Source organism: Caballeronia grimmiae (genome assembly GCF_022879615.1).
In the GTDB taxonomy this organism is placed as follows: Bacteria; Pseudomonadota; Gammaproteobacteria; order Burkholderiales; family Burkholderiaceae; genus Caballeronia; species Caballeronia grimmiae.
This window is the reverse complement of the sequence record NZ_CP084271.1, coordinates 578813-594243: the sequence shown is the minus strand read 5'-3', so window position 1 is coordinate 594243 and position 15431 is coordinate 578813. Positions and strand designations below refer to the sequence as shown.

Here is a 15431-nt window from a genome sequence, read left to right as displayed (position 1 = left end):
AGCAATGCCCGAAAGCCCCGCACCATCGACATCCGATTCACCCGCCGCGCTCATCGAACGCCGCTTCGAACTGCGCGACGAAGCCGCGACGCTCGCGTTCGGTGAGCGCTTCGCACGCGCCATCGGCGAGACGCGAACATTAGCGTCGTCTGAACCATTCCACGGCTTGCAAGTCCAGTTGATCGGCGACCTCGGCGCGGGCAAGACCACGCTCGTGCGCGCGACGCTGCGTGCGCTCGGTCACGCGGGCCGCGTGAAAAGCCCCACTTACACGCTCGTCGAGCCGTATTCGCTGGATGCGCCAGGCGGTCCGCTCGACGTGTATCACTTCGATCTCTATCGCTTCGCCGATCCCGCGGAATGGGCCGACGCCGGGTTTCGCGAGTATTTCGACCGGGGCGCGTTGTGCCTCGTCGAGTGGCCGCAGCAAGCGGGCGGCTTGCTCGGCGTGCCGGACCTCGTTTTCGCGCTGACGCTGCCGGACAGCGGCATCGCACCCATGGAAACGACGCAGTCGAACGAAGAAGAAGGCCGCGTGCTGACCGCGCGGGCGTTTAGCGAAACAGGAAAGACATGTCTCGAAAGATGCTGATCAAGCCGTTCCACTCGATCGAATCGAGCGCGAGCGCGCCGCACAACTGGCGCCGACGCCAGGTGCTGCGCGCGGGCGCATCGACGCTCGTGCTCGCGCTCGCCGGGCCGAAGCTCGCGCACGCCAGCTCCGTGCTCGGCGTGCGCGTGTGGCCGGCGCGCGATTACACGCGCGTGACCATCGAATCCGACCAGCCGCTCACGAACAGCAACCAGTTGCTTCAGGGACCGGACAGGCTCGTCGTCGATCTGAACGGCATCGATCTGGATCAGGCCTTGCGCGAGCTCGTATCGAAGATCACGCCGAACGATCCGCAGATTCAGGCGGTGCGCGTCGGGCAGTATCAGCCGCATGTGGTGCGGATGGTGTTCGATCTGAAAGGCTCCGTGAAGCCGCAGGTGTTCACGCTCGGGCCGATCGGCAGCTACAAGTATCGCCTAGTGTTCGACCTGTACCCGGCCGTCGCGCCCGATCCGCTGATGGAACTGCTCGCCCAGACCGAGCGCAAGCAGGAAGCATTCGACCGCGCCAATCCGAATCCGTCGACGCCGCCGCCCGCGACGCTCTCCGGCCCCGCGACCACGCAGAAACCGCTCGCGCAGGATTCGACCGACGAGTTCTTCCAGAAGTACGCGCAAGGCGATAGTTCGACCGACACACCCGCGCCGGCCGTGCCGAAGCCTGCGCCCGCGACGCCGAAGCCGCGCGTCGCGCCGCCGGTCATCGCGAAGAAAGACGACGACGACAACGACCAGTACGCGTTCTCCGCACCGAAGCAGGACCGCTCCGGTACCACGCGCCTTTTGACCGTCGCCATCGATCCGGGACACGGCGGCGAAGACCCCGGCGCGATCGGCGGCAACGGCACGTACGAGAAGCACATCGCGCTCGATATCGCGAAGAAGCTGCGCGCGAAAATCGACGCCCAGCCGAACATGCGCGCGATGATGACCCGCGACGCCGACTTCTTCGTGCCGCTCAACGTGCGCGTGCAGAAGGCGCAGCGCGTGGGCGCGGACCTGTTCGTATCGATTCACGCGGACGCGTTCACGACGCCGTCGGCGCGTGGCTCGTCGGTGTTCGCGTTGTCCGAGCATGGCGCATCGAGCGCGGCGGCGCGCTGGATGGCGACCAAGGAGAACGCATCGGACCAGATCGGCGGCATCAACGTGAAGACGAACGACGCGAGCGTGAGCCGCGCCCTCTTCGACATGTCCACGACCGCGCAGATCCGCGACTCGATGCGTTACGGCAACTTCGTACTGAACGAGATCGGCGGCATCAACAAGCTGCACAAGGGATCGGTCGAGCAGGCGGGCTTCGCCGTGCTGAAAGCGCCGGATATTCCGTCGATCCTCGTCGAAACGGCGTTCATCAGCAATCCCGAAGAGGAAGCGCACCTGAACGACGACGCCTATCGCGACAAGATGGCCAACGCGATCATGAAGGGCATCAAGCGGTATTTCGCAGCGAATCCGCCGCTCGCGAAGAGCCGGATGACCTGACGCTTTCGATGGCGGGCGCATTGCGCGCCCGCCCGACGATTACCGCGCCGCCGACGCGAACCGCTGCACGATCCGCCCGCCGAACACGTTCACGGCGAGCCCCGCCATCACGAGCGCCGCGCCAGCAACTTCCATCGAACTCATTCCTTCATCGAGAAACAGCGCCGCCGACGCCAGGCCGATCACCGGCACGAGCAGCGAGAACGGCGCGACTTGCCCCGCCGCATAGCGCGCGAGCAGTTTCCCCCACAAGCTATAACCGACCAGCGTCGCGATGAATGCGAGATAACACACCGCGAGCACCGACACGAGCGGGATCGACGCGAGGCTCGACTCGATACGCGCCGGGCCTTCGAAGATCAGCGACAGCACGAGGAACGGCAGCGGCGGAATCAGGCTCGCCCACACGACGAGCGACAGCAGATCGACCTTGCCCATGCGCTTCGTCGCGATGTTGCCGAGCGCCCACATCGACGCGGCCCCGAGCGTGAAGAGAAAGCCGGTAAGGGTCATCGCCTGGCCGCCGTGCATGCCGATCAGCGCGAGACCCGCCGCCGCGATCAGTAGACCGATCACGTTGGCCGCGCGAATGCGCTCGCCGAGGAACATCGCGGCGAAAATCAGCGTGAAGAACGCCTGAGCCTGCAGCACGAGCGACGCGAGGCCCGCCGGCATCCCGACGGACATGCCATAGAAGAGCAGCGCGAACTGCCCGAGCGAGATGGTGAGACCGTAGGCGAAGAGCCATCGCAGCGGAATCTGCGGACGCTTGACGAAGAATGCGGGCAGCGCCGCGAGCGCGAAACGCAGCGCGCCGAGCAGCATCGGCGGGACGCCATGCAGCCCCAGCTTGATGACGACGAAGTTCACGCCCCACGCAAAAATAACCACCGTTGCAATCAGCAAATCCCTGGGCGACATCGCCATTCCCCTCTTGTCGTGCGCCGCATGCGCAATCAGGCGAGTGTAGCGAAGGGCGCGCGCGAAGGATTGTCAAAACCTGCGGCCGGCGTGGGATTGGGGAAGGAATGTGAAAAGCGCCCGCGCCGTTCGACGGCGCGGGCGCTCGCAGCCTTCGCGAACGAAGACGCTTTACTTGCTCTGGCCGGACTCGGTGCCCGCATTGTTGCCGGTTTCGGCTTCCGGCGTCTTCTTGGTTGCTGCCGACGACTGCGTGCCGTGCTTGCGCGCCTTGTGGTGCTTCTTGGTCGTGGTGCCGGAACCCGTTCCCGCCGATGCGTCGCCCTGAGTGGCCGTGGAGGTATCGCCGCCCATTGCCGCCGAGGAGTTGCCCGACGAGGTCTGCGCAAACGCGCCAGTTGCGGCAGTAGCCGTGAAAAGGCCCGCGGTGATGGCGATCAAAAGTTTGTTCTTGCTCATTGTTTCCCTCTCCTATCAAAATTGCGCGACCTGCACGCAGTTTCAAAAAGCGCGGCCGGTCACGACCGCACGGAACTTCGAAAGGATCAGCGCACGCCCGGGGCCCGGGCAGTGCGCCGCCTGGCGGCCACCGGTAGAATCGGCAGTTCTGGTGCGCCATTCCGGCGCCCGCCTTTCTTCGGTGAACCGCCATGTCCTCGACGATTCGCGCGCAGTTGAAACCTCATCAACACGACGTCGGCGGCCTCATGGTGAGGCGCGTGCTTCCCGCGCTTGCGGCGCGCACCGTCGGACCTTTCATCTTCTTCGACCACATCGGACCCGCAACCCTCGTGCCCGGCAAGGGCCTCGACGTGCGGCCGCATCCGCATATCGGGCTTGCCACCGTCACTTATCTGTTCGACGGCGCGATCATGCATCGCGACAGCGTCGGTTCCGTGCAGAAGATCGTTCCGGGCGATGTCAACTGGATGACCGCCGGGCGCGGCATCGTCCATTCGGAGCGCACGCCCGACGAAGAGCGCGCGAGCGGGCAGACAATGCACGGCATTCAGACATGGGTTGCGCTGCCGGTCGCGAGCGAGGAAGTGGAGCCGTCGTTCGAACATCACGCAGCCACGACGCTCCCGCAAATCGAGCGCGGCGGCGTCACCTTGCGCGTGATCGCGGGCACCGCGTTCGGCGCAACAGCCCCGACGCGCACTTTCTCGCCGACGCTCTACGTCGCCGCGCACTTCGCGCCGGGCAGCGAACTCACGCTCGACGCCGAGCACGAGGAACGCGGCGTCTATCTCGTCGATGGCGATTTGTCGGTCGACGGCGTTGCCGTCCCGCCGCAGCAGATGTCCGTGCTGACGCCAGGCGCGGCCGTGCAACTCGCGAGCACGAGCGGCGCGGTCGTGATGCTGCTCGGCGGCGCGCCGCTCGACGGCACGCGCTTCATCGAATGGAACTTTGTATCGAGTTCGCGGGACAAGATAGAAGCCGCCAAGCTCGCATGGAGCGAGCAGCGCATGGGCGAGGTTCCGGGCGAGACGGAGTTCATTCCGTTGCCGCCGCCGCGCCGCGAACAGCGTGCGCCGGAAGCGTGAACCATTGATACATGCGTCGGGCGTCCCCAACTAGGATGTAGACACAAATCACAAGCATGAGGAGAGAACGCATGGATACCACCCTTGCCACATTCGAGAGCGACGTCATCAACGCGTCGATGCTCGCGCCCGTCCTCGTCGATTTCTGGGCGCCCTGGTGCGGCCCCTGCAAGACGCTTGGCCCCATGCTGGAAAGGCTGGAAGCCGAAGCCGGCGGCGCATGGAAGCTCGTCAAGGTGAACGTCGACGAGAATCAGGAGCTTGCGCAGCACTTCCAGGTGCGCAGCATTCCGCACGTGATCGCATTCGCGGAAGGCCGGCCGATCGATCAGTTCATCGGCGTGCTGCCCGAAGGCCAGTTGCGCGCGTTCCTCGACAAGCTCGTGCCCGACGGCGCCGATGCCGAGCGCAACGCCGCGCATAACGCGTGGGCAACAGGCAACCGCAAGGAGGCGATCGACCGCATCAAGGCCGCGCTCGCGCTCGATCCGGGCTACGACGACGCCCGTCTCGACCTGATCGAATGGCTGCTCGCGGAGCGGCGCATCGACGAGGCGAAGGACGAGGACAAGCTGCTGTCGCCGAAGACGACGCAAGGCATCGATGCCCGCTACAACGCGCTGAAAACCGAGCTGGACGCCGCCGAAGCCGCAGCCGAACTGCCGCCCGCCGACGCGCTGATCGGCGCGGTGAATGCGAATCCCGACGATCTCGAAGCGCGCTTCGCGCTGGCCAACCGGCTGATCGCGGGCCGCGACTATGAAGGCGCGCTGGAACATCTGCTGGCGATCGTGCAACGCGACCGCGCCTTCATGGACGACGTTGGCCGCAAGACGATGCTCTCGGTCTTCGAACTGGCATCGAATCAGCCGGATCTCGTGTCGCGCTGGCGGCGCAGGCTGAGCGCGGCGATGAATTGATCGTCGCTGTACAAACGCAAACGGCCAGCTAAAAAGCTGGCCGTTTGTGCATCCACGCCGATCCGGCGATCAAGCCGCCCGTTTGGCCAGTTCCCGAAGCACGAACGCCGCCGCCGCAAAACCAAAGCTCGCCGTCACGCAGACACTCGAACCAAAGCCCGCGCAATTCAGCCCGACCGGCCCCGCGTAGTTCGCGCCCGTTTCCAGATGCTCTGCGCCTTCGCTGATATCGCACGCGGGGGCATCGGGATAAATGAGCGGCTCGTCCGAATACACCGCACTGACCTTGAAGCGCGACTTCGGCCCGCGCGGAAAGCCGTGCTGCTTGCGCAACTGGCCGCGCACTTTCGAGAGCAGCGGGTCCTGAATGGTGAGCGCAAGATCGTCGATGCGAATGCGCGTCGGATCGAGTTGCCCGCCCGCGCCGCCCACGGTGATGAGCGCCTGCTTGCGCGCCACGCACCAGGCGATCAACGCCGTCTTGGTACGCACGCTGTCGATCGCATCGACGATGAAGTCGAAGCCGCCGCCGAGCGTCGCATCGAAATTGCCGGGCTCGACGAAATCTTCGACCTGCCGCACATTGCACGCGGGATCGATCAACGCGATGCGCTCGGCCATTGCGCTCACCTTCGCCTTGCCATAGTTGCCGTCGTGCGCGTGAATCTGACGATTCGTATTGCTCTCGGCGACGTTATCGAGGTCGATCAGTGTGAGCGTGCCGATTGCGCTGCGCGCCAGCGCCTCCGCCACCCACGACCCCACCCCGCCGATGCCGATGACCGCGACATGCGCGCGCTCGAACGCGGCGAGCGCGTCCGCGCCATACAAGCGTGCGATGCCGCCGAAGCGCCGCTCGCGGTCGGCGGCGTCTTCGACGGAAAGCGTGACGGCGGAATCAGGTGAAGTCATGGCGTTGGTGCAAAATGGGTGACGGACGGAAACGCCCGCTCATCAAGGCTTACAGGCGGCTGTCGACGCATGGTAGTGCGCAGTCCATTCATGCAAAGTGCCGCTGAATTGCGTATTCTGCCTTATCGATACCGAAGCCGTGATAGCCGCAGCCGATGCGAACGAAGAATTATGTCTTCCCTCTTCGATGCCTTGACGCCGGTCATTGCAAGCCCCTGGTAAACGGGGCAAGAACGTATCACCTTGGCTATACTGACGCGATTGTAGCGTTTGCATAAAAATGACGACCTTAGCAGACCTTCGAAAGAATTATTCGCGCGGCGCGCTGGACGCCGCTGACGTCGATCCGAACCCGGTGCGCCAGTTCCAAACCTGGTTCGCCCAGGCGCTCGATGCCAAGCTGCCCGAGCCCAACGCGATGACGCTCGCCACCGTCGACGCACGAGGCCGCCCGTCCGCGCGCATCGTGCTCATCAAGGGCGTCGACGAGCGTGGCTTTGTTTTTTTCACCAATTACGATAGCCGCAAGGGCCGCGAACTTGCGGAAAATCCGGCGGCGAGCCTGCTGTTTCACTGGATCGAACTCGAGCGACAGGTGCGTATCGAGGGCACGGTCGTGAAAACGAGCAACGAAGAAAGCGATGCGTACTACGCGTCGCGTCCGCTCGGATCGCGCATCGGAGCGTGGGCATCGGACCAGAGCCAGCCGCTCGACAGCCGCGAGACGCTCGAAGCGCGCGAGCGCGACATGATCGCGCAATACGGCGACGCGCCGCCGCGCCCGCCACATTGGGGCGGCTACCGGCTCGTGCCCGAGACGATCGAATTCTGGCAGGGACGGCCCTCGCGGCTGCATGACCGCATCGTCTATACGCGCGACGGCGCCGACGGCCCGTGGCGCATCACGCGGCTCGCACCGTAAGGCAGGCACGCCAGAAAGCATCGCAAGAAGCACGGCCGGCGCAACACGGGGCAACGAACATGAGGGCGCGAGCCTTCACCTTGGATTTTCTTAGCGCGGAGAAACAAGCATGTTCTGGGAGAAGAAGCTGACGCAATGGGTTGACGAGGTGCGGGAAAGGGCCAATCTCCCCGCGCGCCTCGTGCTGTGGGACGGACAGCAGCATGACTTCGGCAGCTTTGCCGCGCCTCAGGTGACGCTGCACGTGAAGAGCGCGACCGCACTGCCCTACTTGCTGGAGCCTAGCCTCGACAATCTCGGCGAGGCGTATGTGAAGGGCAAGATCGATATCGAGGGCAAGCTCTCGGACATCATCGACATCGGTTACTCGCTTGCGAAGAGCACGGTCACGAGCGCCGGCAAGCTCGCTCGGGTGCGACGCTACTTCACGCATTCCAAGGCGTCCGACAAGAAAGCCATCCAGTATCACTACGATGTGTCGAACGAGTTCTATCAGCTCTGGCTCGACAAGAACATGGTGTACTCCTGCGCGTATTTCGAGAATGGCGACGAAGACCTCGCCACCGCGCAGCTCAAGAAAATCGACCACATTCTCACCAAGATTCAGGTGCAGCCGGGCCATCGCCTGCTCGATATCGGCTGCGGCTGGGGCGCGCTCGTCATTCGCGCGGCGCAGAAGTTCGGCGCGAAATGCGTGGGCGTCACGCTCTCCGAAAATCAGTTCAAGCTCGCGACGCAGCGCGTGAAGGACGCCGGCCTCGAAGACCAGATCGAAATCCGCTTGCAGGATTATCGCGATGTGCCGGGACAGTTCGACCGCATTACGAGCGTCGGCATGTTCGAGCACGTCGGGCGCAAGAATCTGCCCGGCTACTTCGCGCGGATTCACGATCTGCTCGTCGATGACGGCGTGGCGATGAATCACGGCATTACGTCGTCGGATGCGGAGAGCGGCGAGACGTCGCTCGGCGGCGGCGAGTTCATCGACAAGTACGTGTTTCCGGACGGCGAGCTGCCGCATATCAGCCTCGCGCTCGAAAGCATGCAGCGCGGCGGGCTGGAGGCTGTCGATGTCGAAAGCCTGCGGCGTCACTACGCGCATACGCTCGATCTGTGGGCCCACAACTTCGAGACGCATGCGGAAGAAGCGAGAAAGCTCGTCGACGACGAAAAATTCCGCATCTGGCGCGTGTATCTGGCGGGCTGCGCCTATGCGTTCGAGAACGACGACGTCTCGATCTATCAGGTCGTCTGCCGCAAGGCCGGACGCAGCGCCCGGACGCTGCCGTGGTCGCGTCGGTATATCTACGAGAAGCCGCTCTGAGTCACGATGAAACGCTGATCGACGCAAGCGCGGACGATAACAACGACGAACAGTCCGATCTGTTCGGTTCAGCCGCGCCCGTGCCTGCTGCCGCTTCGAAGAGGCGCGGCGTGCAGCCCGCGGTTTCGCAGCCGGAACTGGAGACGCTGGCACGACGGCTACCACCGGGCGTGCATCTCGGCACATCGACGTGGTCGTTTCCGGGCTGGCGCGGCATCGTCTACGGCGACGATTATTCGAACACCAAACTGTCCCGCGACGGCCTTTCCGCTTACTCCGCGCATCCGCTCCTGAAAAGCGTGTCGATCGACCGCTCGTTCTACGCGCCACTGTCGCTTGCGGAGTATGCGCGCTATGCATCGCAGGTGCCGGAGCATTTCCGCTTCATCGTGAAGGCGCCCGCCTCCGTCACCGACGCCTTCATTCGCGGCGAGCGCGGCGCGCCCGGTTCCGGGAACCCCGCGTTTCTCGACGCGCGCATCGCCATCGACGAGTTCGTGACGCCGTGCATCGGCGGCCTGGGCGCCAAGGCCGGCGCGCTCGTGTTTCAGATCCCGCCGCTGCCCGACGCGATGATCGTCGCGCCATCGCGCTTTACCGATCGTCTCGCGACGTTTCTCGCCGCGCTGCCGCCGCTCGAGGGCGATGCGTGCTACGCGGTGGAGCTTCGCGACGCGGTGATGCTCACGCCGCGCTTCATCCGCGCGCTGCGTGACGCGAACGTGCGGTATTGCATCGGCGTGCACGCCCGGATGCCGGACGTGCGCCGCCAGGCGAAGGCGCTTGCGCTGCTGGACGAACAAAAGAAGGGGCCGCTCATCGTGCGATGGAGCCTGCACAGCGGCTTCAAATACGAACAGGCGAAGGCGAAGTACGAGCCGTTCGACAGAATCGTCGATGAAGACATCGACACGCGCGCCGCGCTCGCCGAACTGGCGGCGCAGTACGCGATTGCCGGCCAGCCGGTGGTGATCGCGGCGAACAACAAGGCGGAAGGCTCCGCGCCGCTGACGTGCTTCGAACTGGCGCGCGGTATCGCAGAAGAATGCGAGCGCGCGCAGTCGAATTAGCGATGCATCACGCCTTCAGCCGATGCGCGAACTTCTTGCGGAACTTCGCCACCTTCGGCCCGACGACCGCCGCGCAATATCCTTGATTCGGATGCTGCGCGAAGAAGTTCTGGTGATACGCCTCGGCCGGATAATAGTCGTCGGCGAGCGGCGTGACTTCGGTGACGACCTTGCCCCCGAAGACATCCTCCCGCTGCAATTCGTCGATCACTTCGAGCGCGATCTTGCGTTGCTCGTCCGAATGCGTGAACACCGCCGAGCGATACTGCGTGCCGACATCGTTGCCCTGACGATTGAGCTGCGTCGGATCATGCGTCGCGAAGAAAATCTCCAGAACTTCGCGATAGCCGATGACGTCCGGATCGAACACGACTTTCACGACTTCCGCGTGGCCGGTGTCGCCGTCGCAGACCTGCTCGTACGACGGATTGACCACCTGCCCGCCCGCATACCCCGATTCCACCGACTGCACGCCTTCGACCGCCAGAAACACCGCTTCGGTGCACCAGAAACAACCGCCGCCGAGCGTCGCGGTTTCGAATCTCGCCTGCGCGTTTTGCTGGGTCATGCCTGCTCCTCGTCAAGTGCATGCGGCGATGCCGCGGACCTTCCATATGGATGCGCCGACGCGCTTCTTCAATGACGACGAGCTTAACCGCGATTACAAAGCGGCGTCGCCCACACACTCCGTACTGGCTTATGGCGGCTTGCCGCAGCCGATTCCGCTAGAATCGACACAAATCTACAGCTTTTTTATGCTCTCAAAGAAGGTCGTTCCGACTCAGGCGCGACGCGCGGCCGGCTCGGTTGCACACAACAAACTCGACCGTATACTCGCCCGCCCAGTTGCCACATGACACGCGCCAAAACCCCGAATTTCGACCCGACCACTTTCCGCGCCGCACTCGGCCAGTTCGCGACCGGCGTGACCGTCATCACCACGCGCACGGACTCCGGCCAGCTGATCGGCATCACGGCAAGCTCATTCAATTCGGTTTCGCTCGATCCGCCGCTCGTGCTGTGGAGTCTCGCGACGCGCTCGGCTTCGATGCCGGTCTTTCGCGCGAATAGTCATTACGTCGTGAACGTGCTGGCGGCCTCGCAACTCGACCTTTGCCGGCGTTTTGCGACGGTCAAGGGCGACCGCTTCGCAGGCGTTTCGCACGCCGCCGGCGATACCGGCATGCCCGTGCTCGATGGCGCGCTCGCCTGGTTCGAATGCCACAACCGCAGCCGCTACGACGAGGGCGATCACGTGATCTTCGTCGGCGAAGTGGAACGCTGCGGGGTGCATGAGAACGCGTCGGAGATCGCGCCGCTCGTCTTTCAGGCGGGCGGATTCCATACGGTCGGACCGCTCGAATAAGGCTGCGAGGCGCGGATCAGCCGTTCGACACGCCGCGCGCCGGCTGGTCGATCAACGCGACAGGCACGCCCGCGTCGTCCTTCATGGTTTGCAGCACGATGTTCGAGCGTATGTCGATGACGCCCGGCGCCTTGTACAGCTTCGTCAGAATGAAATCGGAGTAGTGCTTGAGGTTGTGCGCGAGCACGCGCAGCACATAGTGCGTGTCCCCGGTGACGACGAACGCCCCGACCACCTCCGGCCATTCGCGCACCGCCGCCGCGAACTTCTCATGCCAGTTTTCCTCATCGTTGCGCATGGAGACGTGGACGAACGCCTCGAGTTCGATGCCTAGCCGCTCGCGGTCGAGGCACGCGCGATAACTCGCAATCACCCCTTCTTCTTCGAGCAGCCGCATCCGGCGCAGGCACGCCGACGGTGAGAGCGAGATGCGCTCCGCCAGGTCCAGGTTGCTGATCCGTCCATCTTCCTGCAATACCGCCAGAATTCGGCAATCCGTTGCATCGAGCGTGAATCCGGTCACTTTTTAGCCTCCGAGCCCGTTTCATCGAATTATGTTCTAGCCGGAACGTTTTTGGGTGGTTATTTCGCAATCACCTTTCCGATTCGGACGGCTATGATTTGACGCATATCCACACTCTCTGCTAGGCCGCGCCATGACGCTTTTCGATATCTCCGCGCCCATCGCCAACGGCGCCCCGGTCTGGCCGGGCGATACGCCGGTCGGCATCGAGCGCGTGTGGCGGATGGAAGCGGGGTCGCCCGTCAACGTTGCCCGCCTCACGCTTTCGCCGCACACCGGCACGCACGCCGATGCCCCGCTTCACTACGATGCCGACGGCGCACCGATCGGGGCTGTCGCGCTGGACGCGTATATCGGTGCGTGCCGCGTCGTGCACTGCGTCGGCGCGAAGCCGCTCGTCACGCCGGAGATGGTCGCCGCCCATCTCGACGACGCCCCGCCGCGCATGCTGCTGCGCACCTATGACCGCGCGCCGCTCGACGCGTGGGATAGCGCGTTCTGCGCGGTCGCGCCCGAAACCATCGACTTGCTGGCAGCGAAAGGCGTGAAGCTCATCGGCATCGATACGCCTTCGCTCGATCCGCAGGAGTCGAAAACGATGGACGCGCATCGCCGCATCCGCGCCCATCGCATGGCGATTCTCGAAGGCCTCGTACTCGATGCCGTCGCGCCCGGCGATTACGAACTCATCGCGCTACCGCTCAAATTCACGACGCTCGATGCAAGCCCCGTGCGCGCCGTGCTCCGTCCTCTTCGCTAAATAATCCGCCAACTCATGGACTTTTCGATGAAACATCGTGACGATGCCGCCGCGCTCGACCTCGACGATCCGGTCGCCCCGCTGCGCCAGCAGTTCGCGCTCGCCGAGGGCGTGATTTATCTCGACGGCAATTCGCTCGGCGTGCCGCCCAGGGCCGCAGCCGCGCGCGCCGCCAGCGTGATCGGCGCGGAATGGGGCGGAGGGCTGATCCGAAGCTGGAATACCGCCGGCTGGTTCGCCCTGCCCAAGCGCCTCGGCAACAAGCTCGCGCCGCTGATCGGTGCGGGCGAAGACGAGGTCGTCGTCACGGACACAATTTCCTCGAACCTGTTCAAGGTGCTGTCGGCCGCGTTGAAAGCAGCGAACGAGCGCGATCCCAAGCGGCGCGTGATCGTCTCCGAACGTTCGAACTTCCCGAGCGATCTCTACATCGCGCAGGGGCTCATCGAGCAACTGGATCGCGGCTATGAACTGCGTCTCGTCGATGACGCCGCCGGCCTGCCCGCCGCCATCGACGAGCACACGGCCATCGCGATGATCACGCACGTCAACTACCGCACCGGCTACATGCACGACATGGCCGCGCTCACCGAGACGATTCATCGCGCGGGCGCGCTCGCCGTATGGGATCTCGCGCATTCGGCGGGCGCGGTGCCGGTCGATCTGAACGGCGTCGGCGCAGACTATGCGGTCGGCTGCACGTACAAGTATCTGAACGGCGGACCCGGATCGCCGGGGTTCGTATGGGTCCCGAAGCGGCATCAGAGTACGTTCTCGCAACCGCTCTCCGGATGGTGGGGCCACAAGAAGCCGTTCGAGATGGACCCGGTCTACCGGCCGGACGACGGCATCGGGCGCTTTCTCTGCGGCACGCAGCCGATCGTCTCGATGGCGCTCGTCGAATGCGGACTCGATGTCTTCCTGCAAACGGACATGCAGACGCTGCGGCGCAAGTCGCTCTCGCTCGCCGATACGTTCATCGCGCTCGTCGAAGCACGCTGCGCCGGCTTCCCGCTGACGCTCGCGACGCCCCGCGATCATGCGCAGCGTGGCTCGCAAGTGAGCTTCGAACATCCGCACGGCTATGAAGTGATGCAGGCGCTGATCGCGCGCGGCGTGATCGGCGATTATCGCGAGCCGCACATTCTGCGCTTCGGCTTCACGCCGCTCTACACGCGCTTCGTCGATGTGTGGGACGCCGTCGAAGTGCTGCGCGACGTGCTCGCGACCGAAAGCTGGCGCGCGCCGGAATTCGCCGAACGCGCGTCGGTGACCTGAGGACACGGAACATGAGCGAAGGCAAAGGTTGTCCGTTCGGACATGGCGCGGCGGCATCGCCGGAAGGGGAAAAAGAAGGCTGGCACGACGCCCAGCTCGATTTCTCCGATTCAATGAGCTACGGCGATTATCTCGGCCTCGATTCGATCCTCACCGCGCAGCATCCGCTGTCGCCGGATCACAACGAGATGCTGTTCATCGTGCAACATCAGACGAGCGAGCTCTGGATGAAGCTCGCGCTCTACGAACTGCGCGCGGCGCTGGACTCGGTGCATCGCGATGAATTGCCGCCCGCGTTCAAGATGCTCGCGCGCGTGTCGCGGATTTTCGAGCAACTGGTGCAAGCGTGGAACGTCCTCGCGACGATGACGCCGTCCGAATACACCGCGATGCGGCCTTATCTCGGCGCGTCGTCGGGGTTTCAGTCGCATCAGTATCGGCAGATCGAGTTTCTGCTGGGCAACAAGAACGTGCAGATGTTGAAGCCGCACGCGCATCGGCCGAACATTCTCGGACAGGTGCGCGAGACGCTGGAAATGCCTTCCTTCTACGACGAAGTCATCCGCCTGCTCGCACGACGCGGTTTCGACATTGCGCCGGAGCGGCTGGAGCGCGACTGGACGCAGCCGACGACGCACGATGCCTCCGTCGAAGCGGCTTGGCTCTCGGTCTACCGCAATCCGTCCGAGCACTGGGAGCTGTATGAAATGGCGGAAGAACTCGTCGATCTCGAAGACGCGTTCCGGCAATGGCGCTTCCGCCACGTGACGACCGTCGAGCGGATCATCGGCTTCAAGCAGGGCACGGGCGGCACAGCGGGCGCGCCGTATCTGCGCAGGATGCTCGATGTCGTGCTGTTTCCGGAGCTTTGGCACGTCCGGACCGTGCTTTGATCGCCTCGCCGGCCTAGCCGAGGCGTGCGGCCAGCGCCTTCAGTTTCGGGCCGATGATGTCGCGGAAATACGCTTCGTCCATCGACGACGCCGGCCCGCTGCTGCTCAATACGAGCCATCGGCCATTGCGCACGTCGCGGAACGGCGCGGCGATGGCGTTCACGTCGTCGTGCCACTCGCGGAACGAATAGCAGCAGCCGTCACGCGCGTAATCGTCGATGGCGCGCGCCGCCGCTTCCACGCGTTCCGCGCCCTCCTCCCTTGCCAACTCTTCCAGTAACGCCGCACGCGCCGCCGGTTCCTGCACGGCGAGATACGCGCGGCCCATCGAACTCGTCAGCATCGACAGACGCGACCCCGGCGCGAGGCCGAGCGTCAGCGCCGTCTCGCTGCGTATGGTTTCCAGATAGATCATGTCGAGTCCGTCGCTGCATCCGAGCGATACCGCCGCGCCAATCTCGCGTGCGAGCGCGCGCATATGCGGTCGCGCCAGCTCGAGCATGTCCGCGCCCGCGAGCAGCGCAAAGCCGAGCGACAGCACGCCGGTGTCGAGCGCGTATTTGCCGGCGGCTTCGTCGAAGCGCATGTAGCCGAGCGTGGCAAGCGTATAGGCGAGGCGGTTCACGGTCGCTTTTGGCAAGCCCGTGCGTTCGACAAAATCGCGGTTGCCCAGCAAGGTTTCGCCGGGCCGAAATGCGCGCAATATGTCGAGGCCGCGTGCGAGCGCAACGACGAATTTGCGCTCGTCGATGGCATCGGATTCTAAAAGGCGCGACGCATTTACGGGGAGCCTGCGATTGTTGGCGGGTTTCATCGAATGCTAAACTCGAAGCGGATTTGCAGAACATTGTTCTGCACAGCGGAACTCACGTCAAGCGCCGTTCCAACGACACTG

18 protein-coding genes are annotated in these 15431 nt (G+C 64.3%); 12 read left to right on the top strand and 6 right to left on the bottom strand.

Annotated features, from left to right (window positions below; all coding sequences use genetic code 11):
• Positions 1-4: 4 nt before the first annotated feature.
• On the top strand, positions 5-592 hold the full coding sequence (tsaE, locus tag LDZ21_RS02900) for a tRNA (adenosine(37)-N6)-threonylcarbamoyltransferase complex ATPase subunit type 1 TsaE (protein ID WP_244794149.1): 588 nt from the start codon (positions 5-7) through the stop codon (positions 590-592).
• Entirely contained in the window at positions 574-2097 is a 1524-nt protein-coding gene (locus LDZ21_RS02895; protein WP_035967883.1) for an N-acetylmuramoyl-L-alanine amidase, read from the top strand. The genes tsaE and LDZ21_RS02895 overlap by 19 nt, the downstream gene beginning before the upstream one ends.
• Before the next feature lie 39 nt (positions 2098-2136).
• Here the strand turns inward: LDZ21_RS02895 and LDZ21_RS02890 are convergent, their stop codons facing one another.
• Positions 2137-3018, bottom strand: a complete 882-nt coding sequence (locus tag LDZ21_RS02890) for an EamA family transporter (RefSeq protein WP_035967939.1) — start codon at positions 3016-3018, stop codon at positions 2137-2139.
• Positions 3019-3189: 171 nt separating this feature from the next.
• Positions 3190-3477: a hypothetical protein gene (locus tag LDZ21_RS02885; RefSeq protein WP_035967881.1), complete on the bottom strand. Its 288-nt coding sequence runs from the start codon at positions 3475-3477 to the stop codon at positions 3190-3192.
• A gap of 191 nt (positions 3478-3668) precedes the next feature.
• On the opposite strand from LDZ21_RS02885, the gene LDZ21_RS02880 reads away from it, so the two are divergent.
• Together LDZ21_RS02880 and trxA are read left to right on the top strand one after the other, a co-directional pair.
• Entirely contained in the window at positions 3669-4568 is a 900-nt protein-coding gene (locus LDZ21_RS02880; protein ID WP_244794148.1) for a pirin family protein, read from the top strand.
• A 71-nt stretch (positions 4569-4639) separates the two neighbouring features.
• Complete coding sequence (trxA, locus tag LDZ21_RS02875) at positions 4640-5488, top strand: thioredoxin (protein WP_244794147.1); 849 nt, start codon at positions 4640-4642, stop codon at positions 5486-5488.
• A gap of 69 nt (positions 5489-5557) precedes the next feature.
• Here the strand turns inward: trxA and LDZ21_RS02870 are convergent, their stop codons facing one another.
• A complete protein-coding gene (locus LDZ21_RS02870) occupies positions 5558-6400 on the bottom strand; it encodes a tRNA threonylcarbamoyladenosine dehydratase (RefSeq protein WP_244794146.1) in 843 nt (280 codons plus the stop codon).
• A gap of 280 nt (positions 6401-6680) precedes the next feature.
• Between LDZ21_RS02870 and pdxH the strand changes: the two genes are divergently transcribed.
• The 3 genes from pdxH (at position 6681) to LDZ21_RS02855 (ending at position 9716) form a co-directional block, all read left to right on the top strand.
• Positions 6681-7322, top strand: coding sequence for a pyridoxamine 5'-phosphate oxidase (gene pdxH, locus LDZ21_RS02865; RefSeq protein WP_244794145.1), 642 nt, complete (start codon positions 6681-6683; stop codon positions 7320-7322).
• 109 nt (positions 7323-7431) lie between these two features.
• On the top strand, positions 7432-8646 hold the full coding sequence (locus tag LDZ21_RS02860; protein ID WP_244794143.1) for a class I SAM-dependent methyltransferase: 1215 nt from the start codon (positions 7432-7434) through the stop codon (positions 8644-8646).
• 17 nt (positions 8647-8663) lie between these two features.
• Positions 8664-9716: a DUF72 domain-containing protein gene (locus tag LDZ21_RS02855; protein ID WP_404980568.1), complete on the top strand. Its 1053-nt coding sequence runs from the start codon at positions 8664-8666 to the stop codon at positions 9714-9716.
• Between the two features lie 7 nt (positions 9717-9723).
• Here LDZ21_RS02855 and msrA read toward each other — a convergent pair whose 3' ends face one another.
• Positions 9724-10284 (bottom strand): peptide-methionine (S)-S-oxide reductase MsrA, encoded by a 561-nt coding sequence (msrA, locus tag LDZ21_RS02850; protein WP_035967873.1) that lies wholly within the window; start codon positions 10282-10284, stop codon positions 9724-9726.
• A gap of 46 nt (positions 10285-10330) precedes the next feature.
• Here msrA and LDZ21_RS02845 point away from each other — a divergent pair, with 46 nt between their 5' ends.
• Both LDZ21_RS02845 and LDZ21_RS02840 read left to right on the top strand, forming a co-directional pair.
• The gene (locus tag LDZ21_RS02845) at positions 10331-10573 is read left to right on the top strand and encodes a hypothetical protein (RefSeq protein WP_244794139.1); all 243 of its coding nucleotides are present in this window, start codon (positions 10331-10333) and stop codon (positions 10571-10573) included.
• Positions 10570-11082: a flavin reductase family protein gene (locus tag LDZ21_RS02840; RefSeq protein WP_035967870.1), complete on the top strand. Its 513-nt coding sequence runs from the start codon at positions 10570-10572 to the stop codon at positions 11080-11082. Before LDZ21_RS02845 ends, LDZ21_RS02840 begins: the two co-directional genes overlap by 4 nt.
• A gap of 16 nt (positions 11083-11098) precedes the next feature.
• Here LDZ21_RS02840 and LDZ21_RS02835 read toward each other — a convergent pair whose 3' ends face one another.
• Complete coding sequence (locus tag LDZ21_RS02835; RefSeq protein ID WP_244794138.1) at positions 11099-11605, bottom strand: Lrp/AsnC family transcriptional regulator; 507 nt, start codon at positions 11603-11605, stop codon at positions 11099-11101.
• A 133-nt stretch (positions 11606-11738) separates the two neighbouring features.
• Between LDZ21_RS02835 and kynB the strand changes: the two genes are divergently transcribed.
• The 3 genes from kynB to kynA are packed head-to-tail and all read left to right on the top strand — an operon-like array spanning position 11739 to position 14536.
• The gene (gene kynB, locus LDZ21_RS02830) at positions 11739-12365 is read left to right on the top strand and encodes an arylformamidase (RefSeq protein WP_244794136.1); all 627 of its coding nucleotides are present in this window, start codon (positions 11739-11741) and stop codon (positions 12363-12365) included.
• A 27-nt stretch (positions 12366-12392) separates the two neighbouring features.
• Positions 12393-13643, top strand: coding sequence for a kynureninase (kynU, locus tag LDZ21_RS02825; protein ID WP_244794134.1), 1251 nt, complete (start codon positions 12393-12395; stop codon positions 13641-13643).
• An 11-nt stretch (positions 13644-13654) separates the two neighbouring features.
• A complete protein-coding gene (kynA, locus tag LDZ21_RS02820) occupies positions 13655-14536 on the top strand; it encodes a tryptophan 2,3-dioxygenase (RefSeq protein ID WP_244794133.1) in 882 nt (293 codons plus the stop codon).
• 13 nt (positions 14537-14549) lie between these two features.
• On the opposite strand, the gene LDZ21_RS02815 is transcribed toward kynA, so the two are convergent.
• On the bottom strand, positions 14550-15350 hold the full coding sequence (locus LDZ21_RS02815; RefSeq protein ID WP_244794131.1) for an IclR family transcriptional regulator: 801 nt from the start codon (positions 15348-15350) through the stop codon (positions 14550-14552).
• Positions 15351-15431 lie beyond the last annotated feature (81 nt).

Coding starts and splice junctions, on each gene's coding strand:
- LDZ21_RS02845 (WP_244794139.1), top strand. CDS start 10,331: ATGGATGCGCCGACGCGCTTCTTCAATGACGACGAGCTTAACCGCGAT.
- LDZ21_RS02860 (WP_244794143.1), top strand. CDS start 7,432: ATGTTCTGGGAGAAGAAGCTGACGCAATGGGTTGACGAGGTGCGGGAA.
- trxA (WP_244794147.1), top strand. CDS start 4,640: ATGGATACCACCCTTGCCACATTCGAGAGCGACGTCATCAACGCGTCG.
- tsaE (WP_244794149.1), top strand. CDS start 5: ATGCCCGAAAGCCCCGCACCATCGACATCCGATTCACCCGCCGCGCTC.
- LDZ21_RS02890 (WP_035967939.1), bottom strand. CDS start 3,018: ATGTCGCCCAGGGATTTGCTGATTGCAACGGTGGTTATTTTTGCGTGG.
- LDZ21_RS02885 (WP_035967881.1), bottom strand. CDS start 3,477: ATGAGCAAGAACAAACTTTTGATCGCCATCACCGCGGGCCTTTTCACG.
- LDZ21_RS02815 (WP_244794131.1), bottom strand. CDS start 15,350: ATGAAACCCGCCAACAATCGCAGGCTCCCCGTAAATGCGTCGCGCCTT.
- LDZ21_RS02840 (WP_035967870.1), top strand. CDS start 10,570: ATGACACGCGCCAAAACCCCGAATTTCGACCCGACCACTTTCCGCGCC.
- kynB (WP_244794136.1), top strand. CDS start 11,739: ATGACGCTTTTCGATATCTCCGCGCCCATCGCCAACGGCGCCCCGGTC.
- msrA (WP_035967873.1), bottom strand. CDS start 10,284: ATGACCCAGCAAAACGCGCAGGCGAGATTCGAAACCGCGACGCTCGGC.
- kynU (WP_244794134.1), top strand. CDS start 12,393: ATGAAACATCGTGACGATGCCGCCGCGCTCGACCTCGACGATCCGGTC.
- LDZ21_RS02895 (WP_035967883.1), top strand. CDS start 574: ATGTCTCGAAAGATGCTGATCAAGCCGTTCCACTCGATCGAATCGAGC.
- kynA (WP_244794133.1), top strand. CDS start 13,655: ATGAGCGAAGGCAAAGGTTGTCCGTTCGGACATGGCGCGGCGGCATCG.
- LDZ21_RS02880 (WP_244794148.1), top strand. CDS start 3,669: ATGTCCTCGACGATTCGCGCGCAGTTGAAACCTCATCAACACGACGTC.
- LDZ21_RS02870 (WP_244794146.1), bottom strand. CDS start 6,400: ATGACTTCACCTGATTCCGCCGTCACGCTTTCCGTCGAAGACGCCGCC.
- pdxH (WP_244794145.1), top strand. CDS start 6,681: ATGACGACCTTAGCAGACCTTCGAAAGAATTATTCGCGCGGCGCGCTG.